Source organism: Pseudomonas sp. NFIX28 (assembly GCF_900107395.1).
Lineage (GTDB): Bacteria > Pseudomonadota > Gammaproteobacteria > Pseudomonadales > Pseudomonadaceae > Aquipseudomonas.
Genome location: NZ_FNPW01000006.1, coordinates 228,645 through 243,143, shown reverse-complemented (window position 1 = coordinate 243,143; position 14,499 = coordinate 228,645). Strand labels below are relative to the sequence as shown.

The following is a 14,499-nucleotide window of genomic DNA, read 5'->3' as shown; positions in this document are numbered from 1 at the left end:
GCTGCTCGTGGGTACTCCTTGTCATTTCGCTTTATTTGAGCTGCAACCGAGCTTCCGCCTGGATCTCGATCAGCTGGCTGCGCGTTACCGTGAGTTGGCGCGTGCCGTTCATCCGGACCGCTTCGCTGACGCTTCCGAGCGTGAGCAGCGGCTGGCGCTGGAGCAATCCGCCAGCCTCAACGAGGCCTACCAGACCCTCAAGAGTCCTCCCAAGCGCGCGCGATACCTGCTCGCCATGGGTGGCCATGAGTTGCCGCTGGAGGTCACGGTGCACGATCCGGAGTTTCTTCTGCAGCAGATGCAATGGCGCGAAGAACTCGAGGATTTGCAGGACGAGGCCGACCTGGCCGGGATTGCAACCTTCAAGCGCCGCCTGAAAGTGGCCCAGGATGAGTTGAACGAAAGCTTCGCAGCCTGTTGGGATGATGCAGCGCAACGCGAGCAGGCCGAGCGCCTGATGCGGCGCATGCAGTTCCTCGACAAGCTCACCTACGAAGTGCGCCAGTTAGAAGAGCGCCTCGACGATTAACCCAGTGCCGCTCCGGTCGCACGCCTGATATACAGATAAGTCCAGATAAACATGGCCCTACTGCAGATCGCCGAACCCGGCCAAAGTCCTCAACCGCACCAGCGCCGCCTGGCTGTGGGGATCGACTTGGGCACTACCAATTCGCTGGTCGCTGCCTTGCGCAGTGGCCTTTCCGAGCCGCTACCCGACGCCAATGGACAGGTCATCCTGCCGTCTGCCGTGCGCTATCACGCCGACCGCGTCGAGGTGGGTGAGTCCGCCAGGCTGGCGGCGTCTGCCGATCCCCTGAATACCGTATTGTCGGTCAAGCGCTTGATGGGGCGAGGTCTGTCCGACGTCAAGCAATTGGGCGAGCAGCTGCCGTACCGCTTCGTCGACGGCGAGTCGCACATGCCGTTCATCGACACCATCCAGGGCCCGAAAAGCCCGGTGGAAGTCTCGGCCGACATCCTCAAGGTTCTGCGTCAGCGCGCTGAATCGACCCTGGGCGGTGAGCTGGTGGGTGCGGTGATCACCGTTCCGGCCTATTTCGACGATGCGCAGCGCCAGGCCACCAAGGATGCAGCCAAGCTGGCTGGCCTCAATGTGCTGCGTCTGCTCAACGAACCGACCGCGGCGGCCGTGGCCTATGGTCTGGACCAGCATGCCGAGGGCGTGGTGGCTATTTATGACCTGGGTGGCGGGACCTTCGATATTTCCATTCTGCGCCTGACCGGCGGCGTCTTCGAAGTATTGGCTACCGGCGGCGACAGCGCCCTGGGCGGCGACGATTTCGATCATGCGATCGCTGGCTGGATTATCGAGAGCGCCGGCTTGTCCGCCGATCTCGACCCAGGTACGCAGCGCCACCTGCTGCAAATCGCCTGTGCCGCCAAGGAAGCGCTTACCGATGCTGCCTCGGTCGATGTCACCTATGGCGCCTGGTCGGCGCCGCTGACTCGCGAAGCCTTCGATGCGCTGATCGAACCGATGGTGTCGCGCAGCCTCAAGGCGTGCCGTCGTGCCGTGCGTGATTCCAATGTCGAGCTGGAAGATGTCCAGGCGGTGGTCATGGTCGGCGGTTCGACCCGCGTCCCGCGTGTTCGCGAAGCAGTCGCCGAGATGTTCGGTCGCCAGCCGCTGACCGAGATCGACCCGGATCAAGTGGTGGCCATTGGTGCTGCGATCCAGGCCGATACCCTGGCCGGCAACAAGCGCGATGGTGGCGAACTGCTGCTGCTTGATGTGATCCCGTTGTCCCTGGGGCTGGAAACCATGGGTGGGCTGATGGAGAAGGTGATTCCGCGTAACACCACTATCCCGGTCGCCCGTGCCCAGGACTTCACCACGTACAAGGATGGCCAGTCGGCCATGATGATTCATGTGTTGCAGGGCGAGCGCGAGCTGATCAGCGACTGCCGTTCCCTGGCACGTTTCGAATTGCGTGGCATTCCGGCCATGGTCGCTGGTGCGGCGAAGATCCGCGTGACCTTCCAGGTCGATGCCGACGGCCTGCTGAGCGTGTCCGCCCGCGAGCTGGGTTCGGGCGTCGAAGCCAGCATCCAGGTCAAGCCGTCCTACGGCCTGACGGACGGTGAAATCGCCCGGATGCTCAAGGACTCCTTCCAATACGCTGGCGACGACAAGGCCGCTCGCGTACTGCGTGAGCAACAAGTCGATGCCCAGCGCCTGATCGAGGCGGTGCAGGGCGCTCTGGAAGCTGACGGCGATCGTCTGCTGGATGCCGAGGAGCGGATGGTCATCGAATTGCAAATGCAGGAATTGAGTGAATTGATGCGTGGTACCGATGGCTATGCCATCGAGCAGCAGACCAAGCGTCTGTCGCAAGTGACTGATGCTTTTGCTGCCCGCCGCCTGGATTCGACGGTGAAAGCCGCCCTGGCGGGGCGCAATCTGAATGAAATCGAGGAATAACTGATGCCGCAGATCATTTTTCTGCCACATGCTGTGTTTTGCCCGGACGGCCTGGTTGTGGAGGCTGCGCCGGGTACCTCGATTCTCGAAGTGGCGCATGACAACCACATCGAGATCGAGAGCGCCTGCGGCGGCGTCTGCGCTTGCACCACTTGTCACTGCATCGTTCGCGAAGGTTTCGACTCGCTGAACGAAGCCGACGAGCTGGAAGAAGACTTGCTGGACAAGGCCTGGGGCCTGGAGGCGCAATCGCGTCTATCCTGCCAGGCGATCGTCGGTGAGGAAGACCTGACCGTCGAAATTCCGAAATACTCGCTCAACCATGCGGCCGAAGCGCCGCACTGATTCAAGGAACCATCATGAGTCTGAAGTGGGTTGATGTGCTGGAAATCGCGATCCAGCTGGCTGAGTCCAAGCCGGATGTGGATCCGCGGTACGTAAACTTTGTCGATCTGCACCAATGGGTTCTGGCGCTGCCGGAATTCAGCGACGATCCGGCTCGCGGTGGCGAGAAGGTTCTTGAAGCAATTCAGGCCGCCTGGATCGAAGAAGCAGACTGAGTCTGTCCCGTACGCAGTTAGGCAATCCCTATAAACCCGCGTATAATTCGCGGGTTTAATTTTTCGCTTTAATCACCGTTTCTGGAGTTACACCATGGCTGTTCAACGTACTTTCTCCATCATCAAGCCTGACGCTGTTGCAAAAAACGTTATCGGCGAGATCGTTACCCGTTTCGAAAAAGCTGGCCTGCGCGTTGTAGCTTCGAAAATGAAGCAACTGTCGAAAGCCGAAGCTGAAGGTTTCTACGCTGAGCACAGCGCTCGTGGCTTCTTCGGCGAGCTGGTTGCCTTCATGACTTCCGGTCCGGTTGTCGTTCAGGTTCTGGAAGGCGAAAACGCTATCGCTCTGAACCGTGAGCTGATGGGCGCTACCAACCCTAAAGAAGCTGCTGCCGGCACCATCCGCGCTGACTTCGCTGAATCCATCGACGCCAACGCCGTTCACGGTTCGGACTCCGAAGCCGCTGCTGCACGCGAAATCGCTTACTTCTTCGCTTCCACCGAAGTGACCACTCGCTAAGCCAAAGGCCTGTGAGTGAAGGTGAAACCATGACTACATCGACTGGCAAAACTAACCTGTTGGGTCTGACTCAACCGGAAATGGAAAAATTCTTCGACTCAATCGGGGAGAAGCGTTTCCGTGCCGGTCAGGTAATGAAATGGATTCACCACTTTGGCGTCGATGATTTCGACGCCATGACGAACGTCGGCAAGGCCTTGCGCGAAAAGCTCAAGGCCGTTGCCGAAATTCGTGGTCCGGAAGTGGTCAGCGAGGACATCTCCAGCGACGGCACCCGAAAGTGGGTGGTGCGCGTGGCGTCCGGCAGCTGCGTCGAGACCGTTTACATTCCCCAGGGCAAACGCGGCACTCTGTGCGTTTCGTCCCAGGCAGGCTGTGCCCTGGACTGCAGTTTCTGCTCCACCGGCAAGCAAGGCTTCAATAGCAACCTCACCGCCGCTGAAGTCATCGGCCAGGTGTGGATTGCCAACAAATCCTTTGGCAGCGTCCCGGCGACCGTCGACCGTGCCATCACCAACGTGGTGATGATGGGCATGGGTGAGCCGCTGCTGAACTTCGACAACGTCATCTCGGCCATGCACCTGATGATGGACGACCTGGGCTACGGCATCTCCAAGCGCCGCGTGACCCTGTCGACCTCCGGTGTGGTACCGATGATCGATGAGCTGGCCAAGCACATCGACGTCTCCCTGGCGCTGTCCCTGCACGCACCGAACGATGCGCTGCGCAACCAGCTGGTACCGATCAACAAGAAGTACCCGCTGAAGATGTTGCTCGAATCCTGCCAGCGCTATATGTCGTCGCTGGGCGAGAAACGTGTGCTGACGATTGAGTACACCTTGCTCAAGGACGTCAATGATAAGGTCGAGCACGCTGTCGAGATGATCGCGTTGCTCAAGGACATTCCTTGCAAGATCAACCTGATCCCGTTCAACCCGTTCCCGCATTCCGGTTACGAGCGGCCAAGCAACAACGCCATTCGCCGGTTCCAGGATCAACTGCATCACGCAGGCTTCAACGTCACCGTGCGCACCACGCGCGGCGAAGACATCGATGCGGCCTGTGGACAATTGGTAGGGCAGGTGCTGGATCGCACCCGTCGTAGCGAACGTTATATCGCCGTGCGCGAGTTGAGCGCCGATGCCGATATGCCGCAAAGCGCTGCGAATCGTACCTGAGAGAGGATCTCCATGACCTTGCGCGTCGCGCTGCTTGTGCTTTTTGCCAGCCTGTCGGCTGGCTGTGTTCTTTCGGGGGATTTCAACCCGATGAAGACAAGCAAGGGGCGGGACGAGGCGCGTGAGGCTTATGTCCAGCTGGGCCTGGGCTATTTGCAGCAAGGCATGACCGAGCGAGCGAAAGTGCCGCTTAAAAAGGCCCTGGAGCTGGATGAGTCCGATGCCGACGCCAACGCCGCCCTGGCGCTGGTGTTCCAGGCCGAGATGGAACCCGAACTGGCTGACCAGCATTACCGCAAGGCCCTGGCTTCGCGTCCTTCCGATGCCCGTATCCTGAACAACTACGGCAGCTTTCTGTTTGAAGAAAAACGTTACAAAGAGGCTTATCAGCGCTTTGAACAGGCGGCTGCTGATACCCTGTACCCCGAGCGATCCCGAGTGTTCGAGAACCTTGGCATGACCGCCGCGATGCTGGGTGAGCGTGAATTGGCCCGGCAACACCTGGAAAAAGCCCTGCGCCTGAACCGCCAGCAGCCTCGTGCCTTGCTGGAAATGGCTGAGTTGTCCTTCGAAGACAGGCATTATGTGCCCGCACGCGACTATTACGATCGTTTTAGCCTGCTGAGCGAGCAAAATGCACGTAGTCTATTGCTCGGCGTTCGGCTGGCAACGGTGTTCGAAGATCGCGACAAGGCCGCCAGTTACGGCCTGCAATTAAAACGACTCTATCCCGGTACGCCGGAATATCAGCAATACCTGTCGGAGCAATGATGAAAGCGGCGCATCCCGAAGTTCTAGCAGCGACTCGCGTAAACCCCGGTGAGACCCTGCGTCAGGCCCGCGAAAGCAATGGTTGGTCGCTGGCCGAAGTGGCCCTCAAGCTCAATCTGACCGCAAACTCGTTGAGCAACCTGGAAGCCGGCGCTTTCGACAAGCTGCCGGGGCATACCTTCGCCCGGGGTTACATCCGTGCCTATGCCAAGTTGCTGGGAATGGACCAGGCCGTTCTGGTCCAGGCCTTCGACCAATACACCGGCACCGATTCCCAGGGCAGCAATGTGCATAGCCTGGGCCGTATCGAAGAGCCGGTGCGGGTCTCCCACACCATTTTGCGGATCGTCAGCCTGTTGCTGCTGATCGCGGTGATCGGTGGCGGCTTTATCTGGTGGCAGGATCAGACTTCCCTGCGGACCAAGGAGCTGGTCGGTCTCAACCAGGAACATGTCGAAGTCGAAGGTGCCGATGGCACCACGCAGATTCATCCGATCGACGAGCCGGAAGACCAGGCGGTGGTGGAAGGCCAGACCGAGGGCGAAACCGCCCTGGCCCTGCCTGAAACCCCAGCTCCAGACCAGGCCCAGGCTGATGCCACGGTTCCTGCACCAGGTGCTCCGGCTGCCACACCTGCAGCCCCGGTTGCTCCTGCTCCAGTGGTCGTGGCACCGGCGGCACCAGCGCCGAGCGCTCCGGCCGCGCCTGCCCCCGTAGCGCCTGTGGTCGCAGCAGCGACTATTCCGGCTACCCCGGCAGCTCCAACTGCGCCCGCCGCAGCGCCTGTAGCCGGCGCGGGCCAGGTGCAGATCCAATTCACAGCCGATTGCTGGACCCAGATCACCGACGGCAGCGGCAAAGTGCTGTTGAGTGGCCTGAAGCGCAAGGGCGAGACCGCCGATGTTTCCGGCAAGCCGCCATTTGCCGTGCGCCTGGGTTATGCCCGTGGTGCGCAGGTCAGCTACAACGGACAAGCGGTCGATGTGGCTCCGTTCACCAGTGGCGAGACTGCTCGCCTGAAGTTAGGTCAATAAGTCATGCACGGCGAATCTCCAATCAAACGTCGCGAGTCCCGCAAAATTTGGGTCGGCTCGGTACCCGTGGGTGGCGATGCCCCCATTGCCGTGCAGAGCATGACCAACAGCGACACCAACGATGTGGCGGCCACGGTAGCCCAGATCAACCGTCTGGAAGCCGCCGGTGTCGATATCGTGCGGGTTTCCGTACCGGATATGGACGCGGCCGAAGCTTTCGGCCGTATCAAGCAGCAGGTCAAGGTGCCGCTGGTTGCTGACATCCACTTCGACTATAAGATCGCCTTGCGCGTGGCCGAACTGGGCGTCGACTGCCTGCGGATCAACCCCGGCAACATCGGCCGTGAAGACCGTGTGCGCGCGGTAGTGGATGCGGCCCGTGATCGCGGGATTCCGATCCGTATCGGCGTCAACGCCGGTTCCCTGGAAAAAGACCTGCAGAAGAAATACGGCGAGCCGACCCCGGCAGCGCTGGTGGAGTCTGCCCTGCGTCACGTCGAGCACCTCGAGCGCCTGAATTTCAAGGACTTCAAGGTCAGCGTGAAAGCCTCGGACGTGTTCATGGCCGTCGAAGCCTACCGTCTGCTGGCCAAGGAAATCATCCAGCCGCTGCACCTGGGTATCACCGAAGCCGGCGGTTTGCGCTCAGGCACGGTGAAATCCGCCGTGGGCCTCGGTATGCTGCTGGCCGAAGGGATTGGCGATACTATTCGCATCTCGTTGGCGGCCGACCCGGTCGAAGAAGTGAAAGTCGGCTACGACATTCTCAAGTCCCTGCATCTGCGTTCCCGTGGCATCAACTTCATCGCCTGCCCGAGTTGCTCGCGGCAGAACTTCGATGTGGTCAAGACCATGAACGAACTGGAAGGGCGTCTTGAGGATCTGCTGGTACCGCTGGACGTGGCGGTCATCGGTTGCGTGGTCAACGGTCCGGGCGAAGCCAAAGAAGCGCATATCGGCCTGACCGGCGGGACGCCGAACCTGATTTACATCGACGGCAAGCCGTCGCAGAAACTGACGAATGACAATCTCGTGGACCAACTGGAAAAGCTGATCCGCGAGAAGGCGGCCGAAAAGGTCGAAGCCGACGCAGCGCTGATCGCTCGCGGCTGAGCCCGACTGAAGAGCCGAACGAATTAAGGATTTATAGTGAGCAAGTCTCTGCAAGCCATTCGTGGCATGAACGATATCCTGCCCGAGCAGACGCCCCTGTGGCGTTATTTCGAGGGCACCGTTGCGCGTTTGCTGGATAACTACGGTTACAAGCAGATCCGTATGCCAATCGTCGAGTTCACCGAGCTGTTCAAGCGCTCCATCGGTGAAGTGACCGACATCGTCGAAAAAGAGATGTACACCTTCGACGACCGTAACGGCGACTCCCTGACCCTGCGTCCGGAAGGCACCGCGGCGTGCGTGCGCGCTGTGCTCGAACATGGCATTACCGGCGGTGGCCAGGTGCAGAAGCTCTGGTACATCGGCCCGATGTTTCGCCACGAGCGTCCGCAAAAAGGCCGTTATCGCCAGTTCCACCAGATCGGTTGCGAAGTCTTCAACCTCGACGGTCCGGATATCGACGCCGAGCTGATCGTGCTGACCTGGCGCCTGTGGGGCGAGCTGGGCATCCGTGATGCGGTCAAGCTTGAACTGAACAGCCTGGGAACCGCCGAAGCCCGTGCGCGCTATCGCGATGCGCTGGTGACGTTCCTCTCGGCGCGCATGGACAAGCTCGACGAAGACAGCCAGCGCCGTCTGAAAACCAACCCGCTGCGCGTGCTCGACACCAAGAACCCGGACACTCAAGCCGTGCTGGTGGATGCGCCGAAGCTGGCCGACTACCTGGACGAAGAGTCCCGCCTGCACTTCGAGGGCCTCAAGGCTCGTCTGGATGCCGCCGGTATTCCTTATGTGATCAACCCGAAGCTGGTGCGCGGGCTGGATTACTACAGCAAGACCGTTTTCGAATGGGTCACCGACAAGCTCGGCGCCCAGGGCACCGTCTGCGCCGGCGGCCGTTACGACGGCCTGGTCGAGCAGATGGGCGGCAAGCCGACCCCGGGCGTCGGTTTCGCCATGGGGATCGAGCGTCTGGTGCTGCTGCTGGAAACCCTGGAGCAGATCCCGGAAGAGATCTCGCGCCAGGTCGACGTTTACCTCTGCGCCTTCGGGGAAGCCGCAGAACTGGCTGCGCTGGCGCTGAGCGAACGTGTTCGTGATCAGTTGCCCAACCTGCGCCTGCAGATCAATGCCGGCGCCGGTAGCTTCAAGAGCCAGTTCAAGAAGGCCGACAAGAGCGGTGCGTTGTACGCATTGATCCTCGGTGACGACGAACTGGCCCAGCAAGTGGTAGGTTTCAAACCCCTGCGTGGCCAGGGCGAACAACAAAGCATTGCCTGGGATGCGCTCGCTGCACACCTGGCCACCTGCGTCGTGCAGGGTTGAAGCTGTCAAACAGCCGATTTAGCGAATAAGGAGTATTGGGGTGTCGAGTACCGAAGATGAACAGCTGGCGGATTTGAAGGACTGGTGGCAGCGCAACGGCAAACCCCTGGTCACCGGCGGCCTGTTGGCGCTGGTCATCGTGTTCGGCTGGCAGGCCTGGCACAAGTATCAGAGCAATCAGTCGCAAGGCGCCTCGATGCTCTATCAGCAATTGCTGGAAACCACGCTGACGCCTGACGGCAAGCCGGATGCAGCCCGTGTTGCAGACCTGGCCGGCAAGCTCAACAGCGAGTTCGGCGGTACCGCCTACGCGCAATACGGCAGCCTGTTCGTCGCCAAGGTGGCTGTCGATACCGGCAAGCTGGACGACGCGGCGACCGAGCTCAAGGCCATCGCCGACAAGCCGGCCAACGCGACACTGGGCGAAATCGCACGCCAGCGCCTGGCCCAGGTCCTGGCCGCGCAGAACAAGGCTGAAGAAGCGTTGAAGCTGCTCGAAGGCGATGCCGACAAGGCATTCCTGGCCACTCGCGAAGAGCTCAAGGGCGACCTGCTGGTCCAATTGGGTCGTACCGATGAAGCCCATGCGGCGTATGAAAAAGCCAAGGCTGCGCTGTCCGATGAAGCGGCGGTCGGCGGCCTACAAATCAAGCTGGACGACCTGGCCAAAGGGGATGCGTGACGTGATCCGTTGGAAACATGCAGCATTGCTGGCTCTGGCCGTTCTGGCCGCGGGTTGCAGCAGCAACAGCAAGAAAGAACTGCCACCTGCCGAACTGGTCGACTTCAAAGAAGAAGTGGTCCTGCAGAAACAGTGGAGCCGTTCGGTCGGTGACGGCCAGGGCGAAACCTACAACATGCTGGTTCCGGCAATCGACGGCAGCACCATCTACGCCGCCGACGTCACCGGCGTGGTAGAAGCGCTGGATCGCATGAACGGCGACATCAAATGGAAACAGGACCTGGAATTGCCTGTGTCCGGTGCCGTTGGCGTGGGTTATGGCCTGGTCATGATCGGCACCCTCAAGGGTGAAGTGGTCGCCCTGGACGCTTCGAGCGGCGAAGAGAAATGGCGCGCGCGGGTGACCAGTGAAGTATTGGCTCCGCCGTCCACCAATGGCGATGTGGTTGTAGTCCAGACCCAGGATGACCGTGTGATCGGCCTCGATGCCGCCACCGGCAACCAGATGTGGGTCTATGACAGCACGCCAGCGGTACTGACCCTGCGTGGCACCAGCGCTCCAATCACTACCAACCGCCTGGCGGTTGCCGGTCTGTCGACTGGTAAAGTGGTGGCCCTGGATATCCGCAACGGCGTACCGGTGTGGGAACAGCGTGTAGCTATTCCGCAAGGCCGTTCCGAGCTGGATCGCGTAGTCGACATCGACGGTGGCCTGCTGTTGTCCGGCGGCACCTTGTATGTCGCCAGCTATCAGGGGCGCGTAGTGGCGCTGGATCTGGAAAGCGGTCGTCCGCTCTGGCAGCGTGACGCATCGAGCTATGCGGGTGTTGCTCAAGGTTTCGGCAGCGTCTATGTAAGCCTGTCTTCCGGCACCGTCGAAAGCATCGATGAGCGTTCCACCACTGCACTGTGGAGCAACGACTCGCTGGCCCGCCGTCAACTGTCGGCCCCGGAAGTCTTCTCCAGCTACGTGGCGGTCGGTGACCTGGAAGGTTACCTGCACCTGCTGAGCCAGGTGGACGGTCGTTTCGTTGGCCGTGAGCGTATCGACAGCGATGGCTTGCGTGCGCGTCCGCTGGTAGTGGGCAACATGATTTATGTGTATGGCAACAGCGGCAAACTGGAAGCCCTGACCATCAAGTAATGGTTTGACTATGCTTGGGGTTGATCCCCAAGCGGCCTTGCCCCGGCAAGGTTCGCAGCACGTCATGTGTTGCCCCGAGCACCAGCCGCTGCCTCGCAGCGGCTTTTGTATTTTCTGAATTAACGCAGTGGAGAGCCGCATGGTTCCCGTAATCGCCCTGGTGGGTCGACCGAACGTCGGCAAGTCCACCTTGTTCAACCGCCTGACTCGGACTCGCGACGCCATTGTCGGCGACCTGTCCGGTCTGACCCGTGATCGCCAATACGGTGAGGCCAAGTGGCAAGGGCGTACCTATATCCTGATCGACACCGGCGGTATCTCCGGTGACGAGCATGGCATGGACGAAAAGATGGCCGAGCAATCGCTGCTGGCCATCGAAGAAGCCGATGTCGTCCTGTTCCTGGTAGATGCCAAGGCCGGTTTTACCGCGGCCGACCAGATGATCGGCGAGCACCTGCGCAAACGTAACAAGACTTCCTACGTGATCGCCAACAAGGTCGACAACATTGACCCTGACATGGCGCGTGCCGAGTTCGCCCCGCTGGGCATGGGCGACGCGATCCCGATCGCCGGTGCTCACGGTCGCGGTATCACGCAGATGCTGGAAATCGCCCTGCGCGAATTCCCGAAAGATGACGCTGACGAACCGGAAGACGGCGAGGAAGAAGTCGTTGCCGAAGGCGAGGAAGCCAAGCGCATTCCGGGCCCGAGTGAAAAAGACGGGATCAAGATCGCCATCATCGGCCGGCCGAACGTGGGCAAATCCACGCTGGTCAACCGCATGCTCGGCGAAGACCGGGTCATCGTCTACGACCAGCCGGGTACTACCCGCGACAGCATCTACATTCCCTTCGAGCGTAACGAAGAGAAGTACACGCTGATCGACACCGCCGGTGTGCGCAAGCGCGGCAAGATCCACGAGGAAGTTGAAAAGTTCTCGGTGGTCAAGACCCTGCAGGCGATCAAGGACGCCAACGTGGTGATCTTCGTCATGGACGCCCGCGAAGGCGTGGTGGACCACGATCTGAACCTGCTGGGCTTTGCCCTGGAAGCAGGCCGGGCGCTGGTTATTGCCCTGAACAAATGGGACGGCATGGACCCGCGCGAGCGTGACTATGTGAAGACCGAGCTGGAGCGCCGGCTGTTCTTCGTCGACTTCGCCGACATCCACTTCATCTCGGCGTTGCACGGTACTGGCGTGGGCAACCTCTACCAGTCGGTGCAGAACTCCTTCAAGTCCGCGGTTACCCGCTGGCCGACCAGCCGCCTGACGCAGATCCTCGAAGACGCCGTGAGCGAGCACGCGCCACCGATGGTCAACAACCGTCGCATCAAGCTGCGTTATGCCCACCTGGGTGGTGCCAACCCGCCGCTGATCGTGATCCACGGTAACCAGGTGGAGAAGGTGCCGAAGTCCTATGTGCGCTACCTGGAAAACACTTACCGTCGTGTCCTGAAGCTGGTCGGTACGCCGATCCGCATCGAATTCAAGGGCGGTGAAAACCCGTACGAAGGCAACAAGAACACGCTCACCGATCGTCAGGTCAACAAGAAGCGTCGTTTGATGACGCACCACAAAAAGGCCGAGAAGAAGCGCAAAGACAAGCGCTGAAACTCGCTCCGGCGGGGTCTTGTGTGAGGAAGAGGGCGCCCTTGGCGCCCTTTTTCATGCCTGTGGTTTGGGCTATTCTCGGGGCCTCCCGTGCCGTCGTGAGCCGGGTGTTCAGCAGGGAATCACCCATGATCACCAGTAAGCTGCCGAATGTCGGCACCACCATTTTTACGCAAATGTCGCAGCTCGCGGTGGAAACCGGAGCGCTGAACCTGTCCCAGGGTTTTCCCGATTTCGATGGTCCGCAGGCCCTGCGCGATGCCGTTTCCCGGCATATCGCCAGCGGCCACAACCAATATGCGCCGATGACCGGCCTGCCAGCCTTGCGCCGGCAAGTGGCGGCCAAGATTGCCCGCAGCTATGGCGTGCAGGTGAATGCCGACACCGAGGTGACTATCACACCGGGCGCCACCCAGGCGATTTTTTGTGCCATCCAGGCGGTGATCCAGGCCGGTGATGAAGTCATCGTTTTCGATCCGTGCTACGACAGCTATGAGCCTTCAGTCGAGTTGGCCGGGGGCCGTTGCGTGCATGTGCAGCTTGGCCTCAACGATTTCTCCATCGATTGGCAGAAGCTTGGCGAGGCCCTGAGCCCGCGCACCCGGATGATCATTCTCAATGCACCGCACAACCCCAGCGGTGCGCTGATCAGCCGCGCGGAACTGGACCAGTTGGCTGCGCTGATTCGCGATCGGGACATTTACCTGGTCAGCGACGAGGTGTACGAGCACCTGGTGTTCGATGGCGTCCCGCACGTCAGCGTGCTGGCCCACGAGGAGCTGTATCAGCGGGCATTCGTGGTCAGCTCCTTTGGCAAGACATACCACGTGACCGGCTGGAAAACCGGCTACGTGATTGCGCCGCCGGCCTTGAGCGCGGAGCTGCGCAAGGTGCATCAATACGTCAGTTTCTGCGGCGTGACTCCTTTGCAGTACGCCCTGGCCGACTACATGGCCGAACACCCGGAGCATGTCGAGGAGCTTCCCGGCTTCTACCAGGCCAAACGCGACCTGTTCTGCGATCTGCTGGCGCCTTCGCGGTTCAGCTTTACCCGTGTGGCCGGCACTTACTTTCAACTGGTGGACTATTCGCAGATCCGTCCGGACCTGAACGATGTCGAGATGGCGATCTGGATGACCCGCGAGCACGGCGTCGCGACCATTCCGGTGTCGGTGTTCTACCGCGAGCCACCGCAAGGACAGCGCCTGGTAAGGCTATGCTTTGCCAAGCGCGAGGAGACGCTGCGTCAGGCAGCGGAGAAACTATGCGTGATCTGAGTGCTTTGCCCAATCTGAACGTGGCGCTGATCCAGACCTCCCTGGCCTGGCACGATCGCCAGGCCAACCTCGAGCATTTCGAACCGCTGCTCGAGCAGGCCCGGGGCGCCGATCTGATTATCCTGCCGGAAATGTTCACCACCGGATTTTCCATGGAGTCCGAAGCCCTCGCCGAGGCGGAAAACGGTCCGACCAGCAAGTGGCTGCGTATCCAGGCCGCCAGGCTCGATGCGGTCATCACCGGCAGCGTGATCATCCAGGCCGCCGACGGCAGCCACCGCAACCGCCTGTTATGGGCTCGTCCTGACGGTGAGGTCTGGCATTACGATAAACGTCATCTGTTCCGCATGGCCGGCGAGCACGATCATTACACGCCGGGCGAGCGCCAGGTGCAGTTCGAGCTCAAGGGGTGGCGTATCAGGCCGCTGATTTGCTACGACCTGCGCTTCCCGGTGTGGAGCCGCGACGCACACGACACCGACCTGCTGCTGTACACGGCCAACTGGCCGGGAGCGCGGCGCCAGCACTGGAACCGGTTGTTGCCGGCCAGGGCTATCGAAAACCAGTGTTACGTGGCTGCGGTCAATCGGATCGGCACCGACGGCAAGGGCTTTGCCTACACCGGAGATAGCCAGGTGCTGGACTTTCAGGGCGAGACCCTGCTCAGCGCCGGTGAGGCCGACGGGGTATTCCAGGTCTGCTTGAATGCCGCGGAGCTGGCTGCGTATCGCGCGCGCTTTCCAGCCTACCTCGATGCCGACACCTTCGAGTTCACCCAGGCTTAAAGATCTGTCGGGGTGGGCCGTTAAGGGGTAAGAGGATTTTCAGGGAGATTCATC

At 60.7% G+C, this 14,499-nt stretch carries 15 protein-coding genes; all 15 read left to right on the top strand.

Translation table 11 applies throughout. From position 1 onward, the window contains the following. The first annotated feature begins 7 nt into the window (after window positions 1–7). Window positions 8–529, top strand: a complete 522-nt coding sequence (gene hscB, locus BLV20_RS14225) for a co-chaperone HscB (RefSeq protein ID WP_092302452.1) — start codon at window positions 8–10, stop codon at window positions 527–529. Between the two features lie 51 nt (window positions 530–580). Next, a complete protein-coding gene (hscA, locus tag BLV20_RS14220) occupies window positions 581–2,443 on the top strand; it encodes a Fe-S protein assembly chaperone HscA (RefSeq protein ID WP_092302449.1) in 1,863 nt (620 codons plus the stop codon). 3 nt (window positions 2,444–2,446) lie between these two features. Further along, window positions 2,447–2,788 carry an ISC system 2Fe-2S type ferredoxin gene (gene fdx / locus BLV20_RS14215; RefSeq protein ID WP_009045439.1) on the top strand — a complete coding sequence of 114 codons (342 nt, stop codon included), beginning with the start codon at window positions 2,447–2,449 and terminating at the stop codon, window positions 2,786–2,788. Window positions 2,789–2,802: 14 nt separating this feature from the next. Beyond that, window positions 2,803–3,003, top strand: coding sequence for a Fe-S cluster assembly protein IscX (gene iscX / locus BLV20_RS14210; RefSeq protein WP_007929528.1), 201 nt, complete (start codon window positions 2,803–2,805; stop codon window positions 3,001–3,003). A gap of 94 nt (window positions 3,004–3,097) precedes the next feature. Beyond that, window positions 3,098–3,523: a nucleoside-diphosphate kinase gene (gene ndk / locus BLV20_RS14205; RefSeq protein WP_007929529.1), complete on the top strand. Its 426-nt coding sequence runs from the start codon at window positions 3,098–3,100 to the stop codon at window positions 3,521–3,523. Window positions 3,524–3,552: 29 nt separating this feature from the next. Further along, window positions 3,553–4,701 (top strand): dual-specificity RNA methyltransferase RlmN, encoded by a 1,149-nt coding sequence (gene rlmN / locus BLV20_RS14200; RefSeq protein WP_007929531.1) that lies wholly within the window; start codon window positions 3,553–3,555, stop codon window positions 4,699–4,701. A 12-nt stretch (window positions 4,702–4,713) separates the two neighbouring features. Further along, window positions 4,714–5,472, top strand: a complete 759-nt coding sequence (gene pilW, locus BLV20_RS14195; protein ID WP_092302447.1) for a type IV pilus biogenesis/stability protein PilW — start codon at window positions 4,714–4,716, stop codon at window positions 5,470–5,472. Beyond that, window positions 5,472–6,506, top strand: a complete 1,035-nt coding sequence (locus tag BLV20_RS14190; RefSeq protein ID WP_092302444.1) for a RodZ domain-containing protein — start codon at window positions 5,472–5,474, stop codon at window positions 6,504–6,506. The genes pilW and BLV20_RS14190 overlap by 1 nt, the downstream gene beginning before the upstream one ends. 3 nt (window positions 6,507–6,509) lie before the next feature. Beyond that, window positions 6,510–7,619 (top strand): flavodoxin-dependent (E)-4-hydroxy-3-methylbut-2-enyl-diphosphate synthase, encoded by a 1,110-nt coding sequence (gene ispG / locus BLV20_RS14185; protein WP_007929536.1) that lies wholly within the window; start codon window positions 6,510–6,512, stop codon window positions 7,617–7,619. Window positions 7,620–7,655: 36 nt separating this feature from the next. Then, window positions 7,656–8,945, top strand: coding sequence for a histidine--tRNA ligase (gene hisS / locus BLV20_RS14180; RefSeq protein WP_092302442.1), 1,290 nt, complete (start codon window positions 7,656–7,658; stop codon window positions 8,943–8,945). Between the two features lie 40 nt (window positions 8,946–8,985). Next, a complete protein-coding gene (locus BLV20_RS14175) occupies window positions 8,986–9,627 on the top strand; it encodes a tetratricopeptide repeat protein (protein WP_092302440.1) in 642 nt (213 codons plus the stop codon). Further along, on the top strand, window positions 9,620–10,771 hold the full coding sequence (bamB, locus tag BLV20_RS14170) for an outer membrane protein assembly factor BamB (RefSeq protein WP_092302438.1): 1,152 nt from the start codon (window positions 9,620–9,622) through the stop codon (window positions 10,769–10,771). Before BLV20_RS14175 ends, bamB begins: the two co-directional genes overlap by 8 nt. A gap of 139 nt (window positions 10,772–10,910) precedes the next feature. Further along, complete coding sequence (gene der, locus BLV20_RS14165) at window positions 10,911–12,383, top strand: ribosome biogenesis GTPase Der (RefSeq protein ID WP_092302436.1); 1,473 nt, start codon at window positions 10,911–10,913, stop codon at window positions 12,381–12,383. Window positions 12,384–12,511: 128 nt separating this feature from the next. Further along, window positions 12,512–13,660, top strand: coding sequence for a pyridoxal phosphate-dependent aminotransferase (locus tag BLV20_RS14160; protein WP_092302434.1), 1,149 nt, complete (start codon window positions 12,512–12,514; stop codon window positions 13,658–13,660). Then, complete coding sequence (locus tag BLV20_RS14155) at window positions 13,648–14,445, top strand: amidohydrolase (protein ID WP_092302432.1); 798 nt, start codon at window positions 13,648–13,650, stop codon at window positions 14,443–14,445. The genes BLV20_RS14160 and BLV20_RS14155 overlap by 13 nt, the downstream gene beginning before the upstream one ends. Window positions 14,446–14,499 lie beyond the last annotated feature (54 nt).

Coding starts and splice junctions, on each gene's coding strand:
- hscA (WP_092302449.1), top strand. CDS start 581: ATGGCCCTACTGCAGATCGCCGAACCCGGCCAAAGTCCTCAACCGCAC.
- fdx (WP_009045439.1), top strand. CDS start 2,447: ATGCCGCAGATCATTTTTCTGCCACATGCTGTGTTTTGCCCGGACGGC.
- iscX (WP_007929528.1), top strand. CDS start 2,803: ATGAGTCTGAAGTGGGTTGATGTGCTGGAAATCGCGATCCAGCTGGCT.
- ndk (WP_007929529.1), top strand. CDS start 3,098: ATGGCTGTTCAACGTACTTTCTCCATCATCAAGCCTGACGCTGTTGCA.
- rlmN (WP_007929531.1), top strand. CDS start 3,553: ATGACTACATCGACTGGCAAAACTAACCTGTTGGGTCTGACTCAACCG.
- pilW (WP_092302447.1), top strand. CDS start 4,714: ATGACCTTGCGCGTCGCGCTGCTTGTGCTTTTTGCCAGCCTGTCGGCT.
- BLV20_RS14190 (WP_092302444.1), top strand. CDS start 5,472: ATGAAAGCGGCGCATCCCGAAGTTCTAGCAGCGACTCGCGTAAACCCC.
- ispG (WP_007929536.1), top strand. CDS start 6,510: ATGCACGGCGAATCTCCAATCAAACGTCGCGAGTCCCGCAAAATTTGG.
- bamB (WP_092302438.1), top strand. CDS start 9,620: ATGCGTGACGTGATCCGTTGGAAACATGCAGCATTGCTGGCTCTGGCC.
- der (WP_092302436.1), top strand. CDS start 10,911: ATGGTTCCCGTAATCGCCCTGGTGGGTCGACCGAACGTCGGCAAGTCC.
- BLV20_RS14160 (WP_092302434.1), top strand. CDS start 12,512: ATGATCACCAGTAAGCTGCCGAATGTCGGCACCACCATTTTTACGCAA.
- BLV20_RS14155 (WP_092302432.1), top strand. CDS start 13,648: ATGCGTGATCTGAGTGCTTTGCCCAATCTGAACGTGGCGCTGATCCAG.